The sequence below is a fragment of the Pseudomonas sp. VA159-2 genome (assembly GCF_024126635.1).
GTDB lineage: Bacteria > Pseudomonadota > Gammaproteobacteria > Pseudomonadales > Pseudomonadaceae > Aquipseudomonas > Aquipseudomonas muyukensis.
The window spans coordinates 1-16,298 of the sequence record NZ_JAMYBV010000047.1 but is presented as its reverse complement, the minus strand read 5'-3'; the positions used below and the strand labels follow the sequence as shown (position 1 = coordinate 16,298).

General features: G+C 66.4%; 13 protein-coding genes and 1 tRNA gene. 9 read left to right on the top strand and 5 right to left on the bottom strand.

The window, feature by feature from the left end; genetic code table 11:
• Positions 1–195 precede the first annotated feature (195 nt).
• The 3 genes from NJG22_RS23895 to NJG22_RS23885 all read right to left on the bottom strand — a co-directional run bounded on the left by NJG22_RS23895 (position 196) and on the right by NJG22_RS23885 (position 4,322).
• Positions 196–2,232 carry an NADPH-dependent 2,4-dienoyl-CoA reductase gene (locus NJG22_RS23895; protein WP_253098349.1) on the bottom strand — a complete coding sequence of 679 codons (2,037 nt, stop codon included), beginning with the start codon at positions 2,230–2,232 and terminating at the stop codon, positions 196–198.
• 335 nt (positions 2,233–2,567) lie between these two features.
• A complete protein-coding gene (locus NJG22_RS23890; protein WP_217853626.1) occupies positions 2,568–3,467 on the bottom strand; it encodes a proline iminopeptidase-family hydrolase in 900 nt (299 codons plus the stop codon).
• 93 nt (positions 3,468–3,560) lie between these two features.
• Positions 3,561–4,322 (bottom strand): LuxR family transcriptional regulator, encoded by a 762-nt coding sequence (locus NJG22_RS23885; RefSeq protein ID WP_253098347.1) that lies wholly within the window; start codon positions 4,320–4,322, stop codon positions 3,561–3,563.
• A 174-nt stretch (positions 4,323–4,496) separates the two neighbouring features.
• Here NJG22_RS23885 and NJG22_RS23880 point away from each other — a divergent pair, with 174 nt between their 5' ends.
• The 8 genes from NJG22_RS23880 (at position 4,497) to NJG22_RS23845 (ending at position 13,070) form a co-directional block, all read left to right on the top strand.
• Positions 4,497–5,387, top strand: coding sequence for a proline iminopeptidase-family hydrolase (locus NJG22_RS23880; RefSeq protein WP_253098345.1), 891 nt, complete (start codon positions 4,497–4,499; stop codon positions 5,385–5,387).
• Between the two features lie 3 nt (positions 5,388–5,390).
• Positions 5,391–6,338 carry an ABC transporter permease gene (locus NJG22_RS23875; protein ID WP_217853623.1) on the top strand — a complete coding sequence of 316 codons (948 nt, stop codon included), beginning with the start codon at positions 5,391–5,393 and terminating at the stop codon, positions 6,336–6,338.
• Positions 6,335–7,195, top strand: a complete 861-nt coding sequence (locus tag NJG22_RS23870; RefSeq protein WP_253098343.1) for an ABC transporter permease — start codon at positions 6,335–6,337, stop codon at positions 7,193–7,195. The genes NJG22_RS23875 and NJG22_RS23870 overlap by 4 nt, the downstream gene beginning before the upstream one ends.
• On the top strand, positions 7,192–8,178 hold the full coding sequence (locus NJG22_RS23865) for an ABC transporter ATP-binding protein (protein WP_253098341.1): 987 nt from the start codon (positions 7,192–7,194) through the stop codon (positions 8,176–8,178). Before NJG22_RS23870 ends, NJG22_RS23865 begins: the two co-directional genes overlap by 4 nt.
• On the top strand, positions 8,175–9,149 hold the full coding sequence (locus NJG22_RS23860; protein WP_253098339.1) for an ABC transporter ATP-binding protein: 975 nt from the start codon (positions 8,175–8,177) through the stop codon (positions 9,147–9,149). The genes NJG22_RS23865 and NJG22_RS23860 overlap by 4 nt, the downstream gene beginning before the upstream one ends.
• 33 nt (positions 9,150–9,182) lie before the next feature.
• Entirely contained in the window at positions 9,183–10,724 is a 1,542-nt protein-coding gene (locus NJG22_RS23855; RefSeq protein ID WP_253098337.1) for an ABC transporter substrate-binding protein, read from the top strand.
• A 188-nt stretch (positions 10,725–10,912) separates the two neighbouring features.
• A complete protein-coding gene (locus tag NJG22_RS23850) occupies positions 10,913–12,031 on the top strand; it encodes a nitrilase-related carbon-nitrogen hydrolase (protein WP_253098335.1) in 1,119 nt (372 codons plus the stop codon).
• A gap of 4 nt (positions 12,032–12,035) precedes the next feature.
• Entirely contained in the window at positions 12,036–13,070 is a 1,035-nt protein-coding gene (locus tag NJG22_RS23845) for an AraC family transcriptional regulator (RefSeq protein ID WP_253098334.1), read from the top strand.
• A gap of 245 nt (positions 13,071–13,315) precedes the next feature.
• Here the strand turns inward: NJG22_RS23845 and NJG22_RS23840 are convergent, their stop codons facing one another.
• On the bottom strand, positions 13,316–14,134 hold the full coding sequence (locus tag NJG22_RS23840) for a DUF2242 domain-containing protein (RefSeq protein ID WP_253098332.1): 819 nt from the start codon (positions 14,132–14,134) through the stop codon (positions 13,316–13,318).
• Positions 14,135–14,361: 227 nt separating this feature from the next.
• Here NJG22_RS23840 and NJG22_RS23835 point away from each other — a divergent pair, with 227 nt between their 5' ends.
• Positions 14,362–15,912 carry a methyl-accepting chemotaxis protein gene (locus NJG22_RS23835; RefSeq protein ID WP_253098330.1) on the top strand — a complete coding sequence of 517 codons (1,551 nt, stop codon included), beginning with the start codon at positions 14,362–14,364 and terminating at the stop codon, positions 15,910–15,912.
• A 93-nt stretch (positions 15,913–16,005) separates the two neighbouring features.
• Here NJG22_RS23835 and NJG22_RS23830 read toward each other — a convergent pair.
• A tRNA-Asp gene (locus NJG22_RS23830) sits at positions 16,006–16,082 on the bottom strand.
• Positions 16,083–16,298: the final 216 nt, after the last annotated feature.

The following is a 16,298-nucleotide window of genomic DNA, read 5'->3' as shown; positions in this document are numbered from 1 at the left end:
AACTCGCCGTAAAGGCGAAAAGGTGACTACGCGTCGATATAGCCAATGAATGCGCTTACATCTGTGAATACCCACGCCGATTGACTTTGATTTTGTACAACTGATAGCCCCCCAATGACTTCACCTCGCCCGCGCGGCTGAAGATGTTATTGGGGGGTGAACGCCATCGCAGGCTTGCCCCGCGATGGCAGGCGCTTACAACTCGGCAGCCAACCGCGACCCTTGGTTGATCGCCCGCTTGGCATCCAGCTCGGCGGCCACGTCGGCGCCGCCGATCAGGTGCACCGACTGCCCGGCCGCCAGCAGGCCCTCCTGCAGCTCGCGCAGCGGCTCCTGGCCTGCACAGACGACGATGTTGTCCACCGCCAGCAACTGCGGCTCACCCTCGCCGATCCGCACATGCAGGCCGGCGTCGTCCACACCCAGGTACTCGACGCTGTTGAGCATCTGCACCTGCTTGTTCTTCAACCCCGTGCGGTGGATCCAACCAGTGGTCTTGCCCAGGCCATCACCCACCTTGCTCTTCTTGCGCTGCAGCAGGTAGACCTGGCGCGCCGGGGCGTGGGGCTCGGCCTTGATCCCGGCCACGCCGCCGCGGGCCTCAAGCTGGGAGTCGATCCCCCACTCCTTCCAGAACGCCTCGCGGTCCTGGCTGGTGGCCACACCCTTGTGCACCAGGTACTCGGACACGTCGAAACCAATACCCCCCGCGCCGATTACCGCCACCCGCTCACCCACCGGCTTGCGTTCGAGCAGCACGTCCAGGTAGCTGAGCACCTTGGGGTTGTCGATGCCTGGAATGGCCGGCGTGCGCGGGGCGATACCGGTGGCCAGGATGATTTCGTCAAAGCCCCCCGCCACCAAGGCCGCCACATCGACACGGGTTTCCAGCCGCAGGTCGACGCCAGTGCTGTGCAGCTTGTTGCGGAAGTAGCGCAGGGTCTCGAAGAATTCCTCCTTGCCCGGCACTCGCTTGGCGACGTTGAACTGCCCGCCGATTTCACTGGCGCCATCGAACAGCGTCACCTGGTGGCCACGCTCGGCGGCCACGGTGGCGGCGGCCAGGCCCGCGGGGCCAGCCCCAACCACGGCAATGCGCTTGACGTGTTGCACCGGCAGGTAATTGAGCTCGGTCTCATGGCACGCGCGCGGATTGACCAGGCAACTGGTCAGCTTGCCACCGAAGGTATGGTCCAGGCAGGCCTGGTTGCAGCCGATGCAGGTGTTGATCTGGTCGCCATGCCCGGCGGCGGCCTTGTTGACGAAGTCCGGGTCGGCGAGGAATGGCCGGGCCATGGAGACCATGTCGGCGTCGCCCTCGGCCAACACCGCTTCGGCCACCTCCGGGGTGTTGATGCGGTTGGTGGTGATCAGCGGGATCTGCACGGCGCCGCGCAGCTTGGCGGTGACCTTGCTGAACGCCGCCCGCGGCACCTTGGTGGCGATGGTCGGTATGCGTGCCTCGTGCCAGCCGATACCGGTGTTGATCAGGGTTGCGCCAGCCTGTTCGATGGCCTTGGCCAACAGCACGATCTCGTCCCAAGTGCTGCCGCCCTCGACCAGGTCGAGCATCGACAGGCGGAAGATGATGATGAACTCGCGGCCCACCGCCTCGCGTACCCGGCGCACGATCTCCACCGCCAGGCGCATGCGGTTGTCGTAGCTGCCCCCCCAGCGGTCAGTGCGATGGTTGGTGTGGGCGGCCAGGAACTGGTTGATGAAGTAGCCTTCCGAACCCATGATCTCGACGCCGTCGTAGCCGGCGCGCTGGGCCAGGCTGGCGCAGGTGACGAAGTCGCGGATCTGCTTCTCGATGCCCTCCTCGTCCAGCTCCTTGGGCTTGAACGGGTTGATCGGCGCCTGGATGGCGCTCGGCGCCACCTGCCGGGGGCTGTAGGCGTAGCGCCCGGCATGGAGGATCTGCAGGCAGATCTTGCCACCGGCGGCATGCACCGCCTCGGTGACGATGCGGTGCTTGTCGGCTTCCTCTTCGCAGCTCAACTTCGCAGCGCCCGAGTACACCCCGCCCTCGTCGTTCGGCGCGATGCCACCGGTGACCATCAGGCCGACACCGCCCCGGGCGCGCTCGGCGAAGTACGCCGCCATGCGTTCGAAGCCGCCGGGACGCTCCTCCAGGCCGGTGTGCATCGAGCCCATCAGGGTGCGGTTGCGCAAGGTGGTGAAGCCCAGGTCGAGGGGGGCCAGCAGGTGTGGGTAGGGGGCGTTTGCCATGGAGGGGCTCCACAGGTGGCGTGATCACGGGATGCGGGCGCCTCTTCCTGTGCGGCGGGGCCCGTCGTTTGTCTGTGGTTGACATTAAACAGGCGTTTGAACGCGCTCAATGATCGAAAGTTACAAGTTGATGATCATGGCGTGCATGGGCTTGGCTGAAGATTCGCGCTGGCGCGCCTATCGAGGGCCGCGCGGGCGGCGCTCGATCTCACAGGCACTGAAAACCTCACGGCAAACACCTGGCAACCCAATCGCCCCAAGCCACAAAAAATTCAGGCCTGCCGGATAGCAACCGAGCAGGCCTGCAAGAGGGAAACCATTGGACGCCGCGAACCTCAGAGATTCTCGTCGAGGAACTTGACCACCGTGCCCATGCACGCCACGCGCTCTTCCACATGGGGCATGTGGCTGGAATTCTCGAACAAGGCCCAGCGGATCCCCGGGATCAGGTCCAGGTACGGCTTGACCACCAGCGGCGTGGCTTCGTCGTAGCGCCCGGAAATCAACAGGCTGGGCACGTTGATCTGGCCCAGGCGGTCGACGATGGTCCAGTCCTTGGTGGTGCCGATGATATGAAACTCGTTGGGCCCGGTCATGGCGTGGTACACGGTCGGGTCTGCCTCCACCTGGGCGAAGGTTCGCGCCACCTCGTCAGGCCAGGGCTGCAGCCGGCACACATGGCGGTCGTAGAACACCCGGGTGGCGGCGATGTAGTCGGCGGCGGTGTAGTCCTCGACCGCCTCGTGGCGCAACAAGGTGTCCTGGACGTCCTTGGGCAGCGCCTCGCGCAGGCGGTTGGCCTCCTGCACCCAGGTGCGCATGTCGGCCGGCGAGTTGGCGATCACCAGGCAACGCAACCCCGCCGGCCGCCGCACCGCGTGCTCGCTGGCGAGCATGCCGCCCCAGGACTGGCCCAGCAGCGCATAGCGATCGCCAATGCCCAGGTGCTCGAGCAGGTTGTCGAGCTCTTCCAGGAACAGCTTCACGGTCCAGAACGCGGCCGGCTTGTGCGGCAGGTGGGTCGAGCGGCCATTGCCCAGCTGGTCGTAGTGGATGACCGGGTAGCCGCCGGCCGCGACGTCCTTGTAGGCATCGACATAGTCGTAGGTGCAGCCCGGGCCGCCGTGCAGGATGACCAGCGGGGTGCGGCCACAGGCCAGGTCACCGGTGACGCGATACCAGGTCTGGTACTCGCCGAACGGGGCGAAACCTTCACGCGATTTGATGAGTTCCATTTCATCGGGCTCCGTGCGAATCATGGGGCACACCTTAGCCCTATGCGCGGCGGGGCATAACTAGTGACTTCTCTAGGTTTTGCTTTTCACCGATCAGCGGTCGAGCAAGCGGTAGTGCACCGCCCTGGCCACCGCCTGGACCCGGTTCTTCGCCCCCAGCTTGTGCATCGCCGAGGTCAGGTGCAGCGACACCGTGGCCAGCGAGCGGCACAGTTTCTCGGCGATTTCCCCGGCAGTCAGGCCCTCGGCGGCCCAGCGCAGGCACTCGACCTCGCGCCGGGTCAGGCGGATGACGCGACTGGCGGCTTCCTTGTCGAGCAGGGGGTAGGCGGCCTCCTGCAGGGCATGGGCGATCAGGCTGAAGTCGGCGAGGCTGTGCCGGGCCGCCTCCAGGTCCGCCGGGTTGGCCTGGGGGCGCAACCCGGTGAGGGTCGCCAGGCCGCCGCGGGGCAGGTGGATCGGCACGGTCACGCCACAGGCCAGGTGCGCATCGAGCAGGTAGCCGACCACCGGGGCATGGCGTTGGTCGATCATGCGCTGCAGGACAGTCTCGCCCTTGGGCAGGTACGACCAGGTGAACGGCGCGACCGAAGAAACGGCCAACTGCTGCACCGGGTCGATCTGGTAGAAGCCCTCGGTGCACCACAGCTCCTGCCAGTCCCGCGGGGTCTGGCGCAAACGCACAACGCTGGGGGTGATCAGCTCGCCGACGTGATCCAGCGGCACCGGGCTGTAGTCGTACACCAGGGCATCGAAGCCCAGTTGCGCCGCGGCGGCGGCGACGCTGTCCATCTGTTCGTCCAGGCTGCTGTCCGAGGCCAGACGGGTATTGAGGTCAGCCAGCTTGGCCTGCATTCCTTGCACTCCCTGTGAACACCCTGTTGGATTTCCATCTTGAAATCCGCCACGTAGAATGCCACGGCTCGGCGCGGGACTGCCAGACAAAACCTATAGGAACCACTAGCTTGTAGGCAGAGCATTCTCCTGCGCTAGGTATAGCTGTAAACCATTGCCAACAGGAGAGTAGCGATGTGGCGTGAGATGCAACCTGACCAGCAGTTCAACGTATCGGTCGATGGCCACAATCTCGTGGTGTACAGCTTTGGCGCAGGGGACGAGGTCCTGCTGTGCCTCAACGGTGGGCCTGGGCTGCCCTGCGATTACCTGCGCGATGCCCATGCCTGGCTCAAGGACCAGGGCATCCGCGTGGTCGCCTTCGACCAACTGGGCACCGGCGCCTCCGACCGCCCCGACGACGCCAGCCTGTGGGACATCACCCGCTACGTGGCCGAGGTCGAGCAGGTGCGCCAGGCCCTGGACCTGGGGCGCGTGCACATGCTGGGGCATTCCTGGGGCGGCTGGCTGGCCATCGAGTACGCCATCCATCATCCGCAGGCGCTGAAAAGCCTGATCCTGGAAAACACTGTCGGCGACATCCCGCACCTGATCACCGAACTGCAACGCCTGCGCGGCGCGCTGGGCAGCGAAACCGTGGCGATGATGCAGCGCCACGAGGCCCTGGGCACCCTCGACCACCCGCAGTACCAGGCGGCCATCACCCTGCTCAACTACCGCCACGTGTGCCGGCTGGACGAGTGGCCAGCGCCGGTCAAGCGCTCGCTGGACGACTGGAACATGGCGCCCTACACCGCCATGCAAGGCCCCAACGAGTTCCTCTACATCGGCAACCTCAAGGACTGGAACCGCCTCGAGCAGATGGCCGCGTTCAACATGCCAGTGCTGATCACCACCGGCCAGCACGATGAGCTGACCCCGGCGTGCGCCATGCGCATGAAACAGGCGCTGCACGACCGGGCCGAACTGCACGTGTTCCCCAACAGCAGCCACATGCCCTTCTACGAGGAACCCCAGGCCTACTTCCCGGTGTTGCTGGACTTCCTGCAACGCAACCGGGGCTGAGCGATGAACCTGGCGCGCTATCGCTTCGTCCTGATCCGCCCGTTGCAACTGCTGCCGGTGCTGTTTGGCATCAGCCTGATCACCTTCGTGCTGGTCCGCTCGATCCCGGGCGATCCGGCCCGGGTGCTGCTGGGCGCCCGCAGCACGCCGGACGCGATCCTCAAGATCCGCGCCCAGTTCGGCCTGGACGAGCCGCTGTGGCTGCAATACCTGTACTTCCTGAAGAACCTGCTCAACGGCGACCTGGGCAAGTCACTGCTGTACAAGATCGACGCCCTGCCCTTGATCGCCAGCCGTATCGAACCGACCTTGATGCTGGTGCTGGGCAGCGTGCTGCTGGCGCTGCTCATTGCCGTGCCGCTGGCGGTGCTCGCCGCCCGCCACAAGGGCGGCTGGGCCGACCACCTGATCCGCCTGTTCACCACCGCAGGTTTGGGCCTGCCGGCGTTCTGGCTGGGCCTGATGCTGATCTTGCTGTTCAGCGTGCACTGGGGCCTGTTCCCGGTGTCCGGCTATGGCCGCACCTGGCCAGACAAACTGCACCACCTGGTGCTGCCGTGCCTGACCATCGCCCTGGCGCTGTCGGCGGTGCTGGTGCGCAACCTGCGCGCCAGCATCCTGCTCGAGCTGCAGGCCGACCACGTCACCGCCGCCCGCGCCCGTGGCCTGGGCGAAGGGGCGTTGCTGCGCCGCCATGTGCTGCCCAACGCCATGGTGCCGACCATCAACCTGCTGGCGGTCAACATCGGCTGGCTGATCAGCGGCAGCGTGGTGATCGAGAGCCTGTTTTCCCTGCCCGGCATCGGCCAGTTGCTGGTCCGCGGGATCTTCACCCGCGACTACATGGTGGTCCAGGGCGTGGCCATGGTGCTGGCCTGCGCCACGGTGGCGGTGAACTTCATCGCCGATGTGGCGAGCGCGACCCTCGATCCGCGAGTGAACATCCGATGAGCCTCAGCCCGCCCGTGGCGCTGGCCCGGCCCTGGCGCCTGCGCATCCCCCTGGGCCAAGGCCGCCTGACCCTGTATGGCGGCCTCGCCATCGTTTTCGGCTGGTGCCTGCTGGCCTTGTGCGCGCCCTGGGTCGCGCCGTTCGACCCACTGCTGCAGAACGCCGAGCTGCGCCTGGCCGCCCCGAGCCTGGCGCACCCCTTCGGCACCGATAATTTTGGCCGCGACATCCTCTCGCGGGTGATCTGGGGCGCACGCATCGACCTGCAGATGGCCCTGATCGGGGTGATCTTCCCATTCCTGCTCGGCACCAGCCTCGGCGCACTGGCCGGCTACCTCGGCGGCTGGCTGGACAACGCCTGCATGCGTTTGGTGGATATCGTCCTGGCGTTCCCGTTCCTGGTGCTGATGCTGGCGATCATGGCCATCCTCGGCCCCGGCCTGGGCAGTTTCTATATCGCCATGGCCCTGGTCGGCTGGGTGTCCTATGCGCGCCTGATCCGCTCGCAGATCCTGGTGCTCAAGCACAGCGACTTCGCCCTGGCGGCCCGCAGCCTGGGATTTGGCCATCGGCGCATCCTGTTCGGCCACCTGCTGCCCAATGCCCTGTTCGGCTCGGTGGTGTTCTGCATGTCGGACGCCGTGCTGGTGCTGCTCAACGGCGCCGCCGTCAGCTACCTGGGCCTGGGCGTGCAACCGCCAACCGCGGAGTGGGGCACCATGGTCGCCGAGGGGCAGAGCTTCATCACCAGTGCCTGGTGGATCTGCACCTTCCCGGGCCTGGCCGTGGTGACCCTGGCCATGGGCTTTAGCCTGCTCGCCGATGGCGTCGCCGACCGCCTGGGAGACCGCTCATGAGCAGCGCACTGCTGCAGGTGCGCGGGCTGAGCGTGATCGCCCGGGCCGCCCATGGCGATATCACCCTGGTCGATCGGCTGTCGTTCGACCTGGGCCCCGGCGAAATCCTCGGCCTGGTCGGCGAAAGCGGCTCGGGCAAGACCCTGGCCTGCCGGGCACTGATGCGCCTGCTGCCGTCAGCCAACCTGCGCGCCGAAGGCGAGGCCGTGCGCCTGGCCGGCCAGGACCTGCTGCGCCTGGACGAAGCCGGCATGCGCCGTCTGCGCGGGCACGGCCTGGGGATGATCTTCCAGAACCCCAGCAGCCACCTGGACCCGCTGATGCGCATCGGCGCGCAGATCGCCGAGGGCGTGCGCCTGCACCAGGGCGCCTCGCGCCGCGAGGCGCGGGCCGAGGCCATCGAAATCCTGCGCCAGGTGGGCATCCCCGATCCACAGACCCGGGTCGACAACTACCCCCACGAGTTCTCCGGCGGCATGCGCCAGCGGGCGATGATCGCGGTGGCGCTGGGCTGCAACCCGCAGGTGCTGATCGCCGACGAGCCGACCACGGCCCTGGACGTCACCGTGCAGGCGCAGATACTGCGCCTGCTGCTTGAGCTGCGCGACCGCCGGGGGCTGTCGATGATCCTCATCAGCCACGACCTGGGCGTGGTCGCGCAAACCTGCGACAGCATCGCCGTGATGTATGCCGGGCGCCTTTGCGAACACGCCAGCAAGCCTGCGCTGCTGGCGCAGCCGCACCATCCCTACAGTGCCGGGCTGCTGGCCTGTCACCCGGCCGTCCAGGGGCAGGGGCGACGCATGAACAGCATTGCCGGGCAACCGCCCTTGCTCGACGCCCCGCCCCCCGGCTGTCGCTTCGAACCGCGCTGCAACCAGGCCAGGCCGATCTGTCGCGAACAACCACCGGCCCTGCGCGACATCGGCGCAGGCCAGCGCCTGGCCTGCCATCTGCCATTGCTCGACGGAGGTTCGGCATGACCCCGCTGTTGCAGGTCAAGCACCTGCAGGTGCAGTTTGCCGTCGCCGGCAGCGGCCTGTTCAACCTGCGCCCGCGCCAACTGAACGCGGTCAACGGCGCCTCGCTGACCCTGGCCGCCGGCCAGACCCTCGGCCTGGTGGGCGAATCGGGCTGCGGCAAGAGCACCCTGGCCAGGGCCGTCCTGCAACTGACCCCGGCCACTGGCGGGCAGGTGCTGTTCGACGGCCTCGATATCGGCCAGGGTGACAAACAGGCGGTCGCGCGCCTGCGCCGCGAAGCCGCGATGATCTTCCAGGATCCCTACACGGCGCTCAATCCGCGCCAGCGCGTTGGCCAGATCCTCGCCGAGGTGCTGCAGGTGCAGCGCAAGGTGCCGGCCGCACAGATCCCCGCGCGGGTCGTCGAACTGCTCGAGCTGGTCGGCCTGCGCGCCGAGCTGGCCGAGCGCAAGCCCGGCGCGCTAAGCGGTGGCCAGTGCCAGCGGGTCGGCATCGCCCGGGCCCTGGCCATCGAACCCAGGCTGATCGTCGCCGACGAATGCGTCGCCGCCTTGGACGTGTCGATCCAGGGGCAGATCATCAACTTGCTGCTGGAACTGCGCGAGCGCATGGGCCTGGCGCTGCTGTTCATCACCCACGACCTGGGCGTGGTGCGCCAGCTGTGCGACCGGGTGGCAGTGATGTACCTGGGCCAGATCGTCGAGGAAGGCCCGGTGCATGAGGTCTTCGACAACCCGCGCCACCCTTACACCGCAGCGCTGGTCCAGGCCATTGCCGACATCGACCCGGCCCGCGGCCTGCCCGCGCAGCCGTTGGCCGGCGAGCCACCGAGCCCGTTGCAACTGCCTGCCGGCTGCGCGTTCCACCCACGCTGCCCGCACGCGCTGCCCCAGTGTCGCGACAGCGCGCCCCCCAGCCACACCCAGGGTGCCCGGCGCCATGCCTGCATCCACCCGCAGTTGCCGTATTGACATCCCATCATGACCATCAAACGGAGATTGAGCATGAAGCCCGCAGCATTGAAGTTACTCACCGCCGCCGTGCTGGCCGCCAGCACCCTGGCCAGTGGCATGGCCCAGGCCGCCGGCGTGCTGACCATCGGCTGTCGCGAGGAGAGCACCACCTTCGACCCGATCAAGAGCGCGCAGAACCGCGACAGCTGGGTCTTCGCCAACGTCTACGACGTGCTGATCCGCGTGGACAACAGCGGCACCCAACTGCTGCCGGGCCTGGCCGAAAGCTGGAAGATCTCCGACGACGGCCTGACCTACACCTTCAAGGTGCGCGAAGCCAAGTTCTCCGACGGCTCGCCGCTGACCGCCGGCGATGCCGCCTTCTCCTTGCTGCGCATCCGCGACAACCCGGGCTCGCTGTGGGCCGACTCCTACAAGATCATCGACAAGGCCGAGGCGCCGGACGACCGTACCCTGGTGGTGACCCTGAAGAACAAGTCGGTGCCGTTCCTCGCGCAACTGGCCACCGCCAACGTCTCGATCCTGTCGAAAAAAGCCATGGACGCCATCGGCGAGGACGCCTACGCCCAGGAGCCGGTGACATCCGGCGCCTTCAAGGTCAAGGAGTGGCTGCGCGGCGACCGGGTGATCCTGGAGAAGAACCCCTACTTCTGGCAGGCCGACAAGGTCAGCCTGGATGGCGTGGAATGGATCTCGATCCCCGACGACAACACCCGCATGCTCAAGGTCCAGGCCGGCGAGCTGGACTCGGCGATCTTCGTGCCCTTCTCCCGGGTCGACGCCTTGCAGAAAGACCCGAACCTGACCATCCACATCGACCCGTCGACCCGTGAGGACCACCTGCTCATCAACCATGAGAAAGGCCTGCTGGGCAAGGCCGAGGTGCGCCAGGCCATCGACCTGGCGATCGACAAGAAGGCGCTGGTCGACACCGTCACCTTCGGCCATGGCGAAGTCGCCTATTCGTACATTCCCAAGGGCGCGCTGTACCACAACGCCGACAACCCGCAGCGCCCGTTCGACCCGGCCAAGGCCCGCGCGCTGCTGAAACAAGCCGGCGCCGAGGGGCTGAAGATCAACTATGTGGTCAACGCCGGCAACGAGGCCGACGAGCAGATCGCCGTGCTGGTGCAAAAGCAGCTGGCCGATGTCGGCATCACCGCCAACCTGCAGAAGGTCGACCCGACCCAAAGCTGGCAGATGCTGGTAGACGGCGACTACGACCTGTCGGTGATGTACTGGACCAACGACGTGCTCGACCCGGACCAGAAGACCACCTTCGTGCTCGGCCACGACACCAACATGAACTACATGACCCGCTACCACAACGACAAGGTCAAGGACCTGGTGGCCGCGGCCCGGGTGGAAACCGACGCCGGCAAGCGCAAGCAGATGTACCAGGACCTGCAGCAACTGGCCAAGCAGGACGTGCACTGGATCGACCTCTACTACAGCCCGTACATCAATATTTCGCGCAGCAACATCCAGCACTTCCTGCAGAACCCTCTGGGGCGTTTCACCCTCGAGGAAACGGTGAAGCTCGACGCGGCGCAGAAAACCGCGCAGAACTGAAACCGCCAAAGGCCGAGGCCGCCCCGCGTGGCGGCCTTGAGCGCAAGCACTGCAGTGGGGGTGAAATCCGCCGCCTCGGCAAGCGGCAGCTTTGATATGATCCGGGCAGCCGCGTGTGCTCACTGAGTCAAATCGCGCGCCCCCTTGATGCTGCCCATGGCCATTTCATGCCTGCGAAAACCCACGCCATGCGAAAATTGCTAACCGGTGCCTTCGCGCTGGTCCTCATCGCCGCCCTGTGCGGCTACGGCTTCTGGACCCTGCAACGGCCAGAAGGCCATTACCTGTCCGACCTGCGCATCGAGCTGGCGCTCAACCAGGGCGTGCCGGGCGAGCACGGCAACCTGCTGGGGGTCGAACCGCTGCTCTACCCGGTCGACTACCAGAACCTCACACGCCTGCACCGCAAGCTCTCGGCCTACCTGCAACAGGCTCGCGACCAGGGCTTGATCAATCCACGCACCGTGGTGGTGTTGCCGGAGCACATTGGCACCTGGCTGTGGGCCCGCGGCGAAAAACGCGAGCTGTACCAGGTGACCCAGCGCCGCGAGGCCTGGCAATGGCTGGAGCTGAGCAACCCGCTGCGCTATGGCCTGGCGATGCTCAGCGCCAGTGGCGACGACCGCCGCTCGGATGCGCACTTGCGCATGAAGGCGGCACAGATGGCCGCCGACTACCAGCAGTTGTTCGGCAACCTGGCCCGCGAATTCGGTGTCACCCTGGTGGCCGGCTCCATCGTCCTGCCGGCCCCCTATGTGCAGGACGGCGTGTTGCGCACCGGCCATGGCCCGCTGTTCAACAGCAGCCTGGTGTTCGCTGGCGACGGCTCGTTGCTGGGCCAGCCGCAGCATCAGCAATACCCCGACAGCGAGAACCGCCGCTACATCCACGACGGGCGCGCGCACCCCTTGCAGGTGCTGCAGACCCCGGCCGGGCGCCTGGGCGTGCTGGTTGGCAGCGATGGCTGGTACCCAGGCAATTACCAGCAGTTGGCCAGGCAATCGGTGGAGCTGATCGCCAACCCGGCGTTCCTCAGCGGCAAGCACAGCTGGCAAACCCCCTGGCGCGGCAATCGCCATCAGGCGCAAAGCAACGGCCTGGCGCTGCAACGTGGCCAGGTCAGCGAACAGAGCGCCTGGCAGCAACTGACCCAGGCCGGTGCCGCTGGCATCACCAGCATGAGCGTGTTCATGCGCGGCCAGTTCTGGGAGCTGGGCAGCGATGGCCAGGGCTTTGCCAGCCAGGCCGGCACGCTGTGGGTCGGCAACCCCAGCCAGGGCGCCCGCCTGCTCAACCTGTGGTTGTAGGGCCATGCCCCGCCCCCGCGTGCGCCTGGGTGACCTGTCGGTAGGCTTCATCCAGCCGCTGGCCGAAGCCTTGCAGGCGCTGGGCCATGACCCACACCCCCTGCTGCTGCGCTACGGCCTGGATGCGCCACGCCTGGCCGAGGCCGGCGCGCGCTTGTCGATCCCGCGCTACATGCACCTGGGCCATGCGGCCATCACCCTGTGCGGCGAGCCGGCACTGGGCCTGCATATCGGTCGCCTGAGCCGCCTGGCCCAGGCCGGGTTGGCCGGGGTCACCGCGGCCCAGGCGCCGACCCTGGGCGATGCCGCCCGTACCTTGCTGCGCTTCGAGCCCCTGTACGCCGGCAATTACCGTGGACAATCGCAGTTCATCGAAGACCGCCAGGGCGCCTGGCTGCGGTTCTACTCCATCAGCCCCTACAACCACTACAACCGCTTCGTGGTCGACTCGCTGCTCAGCGGCTGGCTGACACAGCTCGCCAGCCTGGCGGGCCAGGCCGTGCAGGCCGAACGCCTGGAAATCGAATTCGAGCCTCCCCCCTATGCCGCGCAGTACCAGGGCCTGTGCGCCGGCCCGGTGCAGTTCGGCGCCGCCGCCAACCAGTTGCGCCTGGGCCGGGCCACCCTGGCCCTGGCCAACCCGCAGCACTGCCCGAGCACCTGGCAACACCTGGTGCAACTGTGCGAAGCGCAGCTGACCCAACGCACCCGCATCCGCAGCCTGGGCGAGCGTATCACCCACCTGCTGGGGCCCTTGCTCAACGGCGGGCGCGAGCCGGACCTGGAGGAAGTGGCGCGGTACCTGCAAATGCCGCCCTGGACCTTGCGCCGCAAGCTGGCCGAGGAAGGCACCGGTTTTCGCGACCTGCTCAACGACACGCGCCGCGACCTGGCCGAGGCCTACATTCGCGACACGGCGCTGGCCTTTGGCGAAATTGCCTACCTATTGGGCTTTGCGTCGGCCGAGGCCTTCCAGCGCGCGTTCAAGCGCTGGACCGGGCTGACCCCAGGGGCATTCCGCCGCCAGCGGCTACCCTAGTTGCCCGGCCCGTAGCCAGCTGGATGGCGAACCAGGCGACGCGGAGGATGGCACCGGCTACGCCGGTGTTCGCCGGCAAGCCGGCTCCTACAACGTTCGCGACCCGGCTGGCACCCGTAGGAGCCAGCCTTGCTGGCGAACCAGGCGCCGCGGAGGATGGCACCGGCTATGCCGGTGTTCGCCGGCAAGCCGGCTCCTACAACGTTCGCGACCCGGCTGGCACCCGTAGGAGCCAGCCACAGGGGCTATTGCGCGACGGGCACGGGTGCTTCCTGTTGCACCTGAATCGGGGCGGCCTCGATGGGTGGGGCGATGGGTTGCGAACCCTTGCTGTCATCCACCAGCGGCGCGGCAGGTGCCTCGCTGACCGGCGCCGGGGCCGGCTCGCTGGGTACAGGTGCTGGCGTGCCCTGGGCCGCGGGCGCCGACTGCTCGGGCGCCAGGGCACTGGGGGCAGGCTCCGGCAGGCCCAGGTCGGCTGCCGGCTTGTCCACCTTCGGCGCGACAGCCTCGGTTTTTTCCGGCTGCTTGGGCTTAGGCTTGGGCAGGTAGCTTTCCACCAAGGCAAAATAACGGTCATAGAACTGCGTGGCGGTGACCGTCTCGCTGGCGACCTTGACCATCGAGTCATCGGTGGAGCCAATCGGCATCGACACCGAACCCAGCACCCCCACGCCCAGGCTGGCAGAGGTGTTGGACTTCTTCAGCGCGTAACGGTCCTGCAGGGCATTGGCGAACATGGTCGAGCGTTGCTTGTCGCCCATGTCCGGCACGCAAGTGATGTTGAAGCTGATCTGCAGGTGGTTTTCGGCGTTCTGCTGGAAGCTCTTGTTGCCGGCGACCTGGTTGGCATCGCTGCTGGTGATGATATAGCCCTGGCTGAGCAAGGCACGACGCGCGGCCTCGCAAGTGCCGGCTTCGCTGGCCGCAAAGGTGCGCGAAAAGGTACCTGAGTCGTCGAAGTTCTCGTGTTCGTACACAGCAGTCTTTTTCGACGAGCAACCGGCCACGCCCGCCAGCACTAGGGCCAGCCCGAGCGCACCGTAGACGGTAGATCTGGACATCGTGGATTCCGGGTAAATCGAAGGGTGTCTATTGTGCAACACATCCATGAGGCACCGAAACCTCGACGGTGAAAGGTTCATGTAAAGCCCGGCTGTGCAGCCTGGGAACAGGACTACATCTACAGGAGATCCTTCCTACTGACTTCACAAAAATGGCCTAACTGAGCAACTGATATTCCACCGCTAGACTCGTGCGCCCCCACGTATGAACGTTCAAGGAACTCGCGGTGAAAAATCTCTCGGTACGCCTGAAACTACTCCTGAGCCTCACCCCGCTGGTGGTCCTGGTCGCCTTGCTCGCCCTTACCGCCACCCTCAGCCTGGGCAGCCTGACCCACCGCGCCGAACGCCTGGTATCGGTGAACTACATCCTTGATAACCTCAACGATATTCGCGCCGCCCAGCTGGCCTATGCCCTCGACCACGCCCCTGCCGACCTGGCCAGCCTGCGCCAGGCCTACCGGCAGATGGACACGCTGATCGATGAAAACCTGGCGAAAATGCCCTTCCCACAGGCCCAGGCCGCCCTGGGCGCCACCCGTACCCTGATGCGCGAATACCTGCAAAACCTTGACCGGCGCCTGCAGGCTGGCAGCGAACAACTGGCCGGGGCGGCTGGCAGGCAGCAACTGCAGCAGGTGCTGCTGGCGATAGGGCAAATCAATACCCTGATCACCGAGCAGAACGCGGTCAGCGCCCATGAGTTCAGCCAGCGCCGTGCCCTGATGCTCGGCCTGTTCTGCCTGACGCTGCTGCTGGCATGCCTGGTGGCCTGGTTGCTGATCCGACAGATCTGCACTCCCTTGCTGCAAGCCGTCGACATGGCCCGCCGCATCGGCGAAGGCGACTTGCGCGCCACCAGCCTGCCTGCCCGCCAGGACGAATTCGGCTTGCTGCTGCGTGCGCTGGAGCGCAGTAGCGGCAACCTGCGTGGCATCCTGCAAGGCATCGGCCAGGTCAGCGCCCGGCTGGCCGGCGCTTCCACGGCACTGGCCAGCGTGATCGAGCGCACCAGCCATGGCGCCATCAGCCAGCGCGGCGAAACCCATCAGGTGGCGACCGCCATGAGCCAGATGGCCTGCGCTGTGCAGGAAGTCGCCCAGAACAGCTCACTGGCCAGCGCAGCCACTCGCGAGGCCAGCGACCAGGCCGCGCTGAGCCAGCAGGTGGTGATCGATACCCAACGCCAGGTCATCCAGTTGGCCGAGGACATCGATCACAGCACCGAGGCCGTGCAGCAACTGTCGGCCGCCACCGAACAGATCGGCAGCATCATGAGCGTGATCCATTCGGTGGCCGAGCAGACCAACCTGCTGGCGCTCAATGCCGCCATCGAAGCCGCGCGCGCCGGTGAGGCCGGGCGCGGCTTCGCGGTGGTCGCCGACGAGGTGCGCGGCCTGGCCCAGCGCACCCAGCGTTCCACCGCCGAGATCGAGACCCTGGTCGCCACCTTGCAGACCGGTGCCCGTCGCGCCGTCGAACGCATGCATGGCAGCCGCGATGTGGCCGGCGACACCGTGCAACTGGCCAACCAGGCCGGCGCGGCGTTGCAAGTCATCACCCGCAGCGTCGATGACATCCAGGGCATGAACCAGCAGATTGCCGCCAGCACCGAGCAGCAGAACGCCGTGGTCGAGACCATTCGCGGCAATGTCGATAATGTGCGGGATGTGGCCGAACACTCGCTCGACGCCACCCGGGAAATCGAAACGGCTTCGACCGGGCTCAAGCGTCTGGGCGATGAACTGCAAGGCCTGGTCGGTAACTTCCGCCTGTGAACAGGCGGCGCGGCAAATGCCAGGCACAAAAAAAGCGACCCGCAGGTCGCTTTTTTTGCAGCTTCGAGGTGTTCAAGGGCCTCGAGGCGAAGATGGCGCAGCGGACGGGACTCGAACCCGCGACCCCCGGCGTGACAGGCCGGTATTCTAACCGACTGAACTACCGCTGCGTATCGTTCGGGCTTGCACCCGATTGAAACTGGGATCTGAGCTTTCAAGCGCGGGAGCGCGAAAGCCAGGCAACAAAAAAGGCGACTTGTCATCGCCTTTTCTGGTTTGCTACGAGCTGTTCAAGGGGCTCGTGGCAGAAGATGGCGCAGCGGACGGGACTCGAACCCGCGACCCCCGGCGTGACAGGCCGGTATTCTAACCGACTGAACTACCGC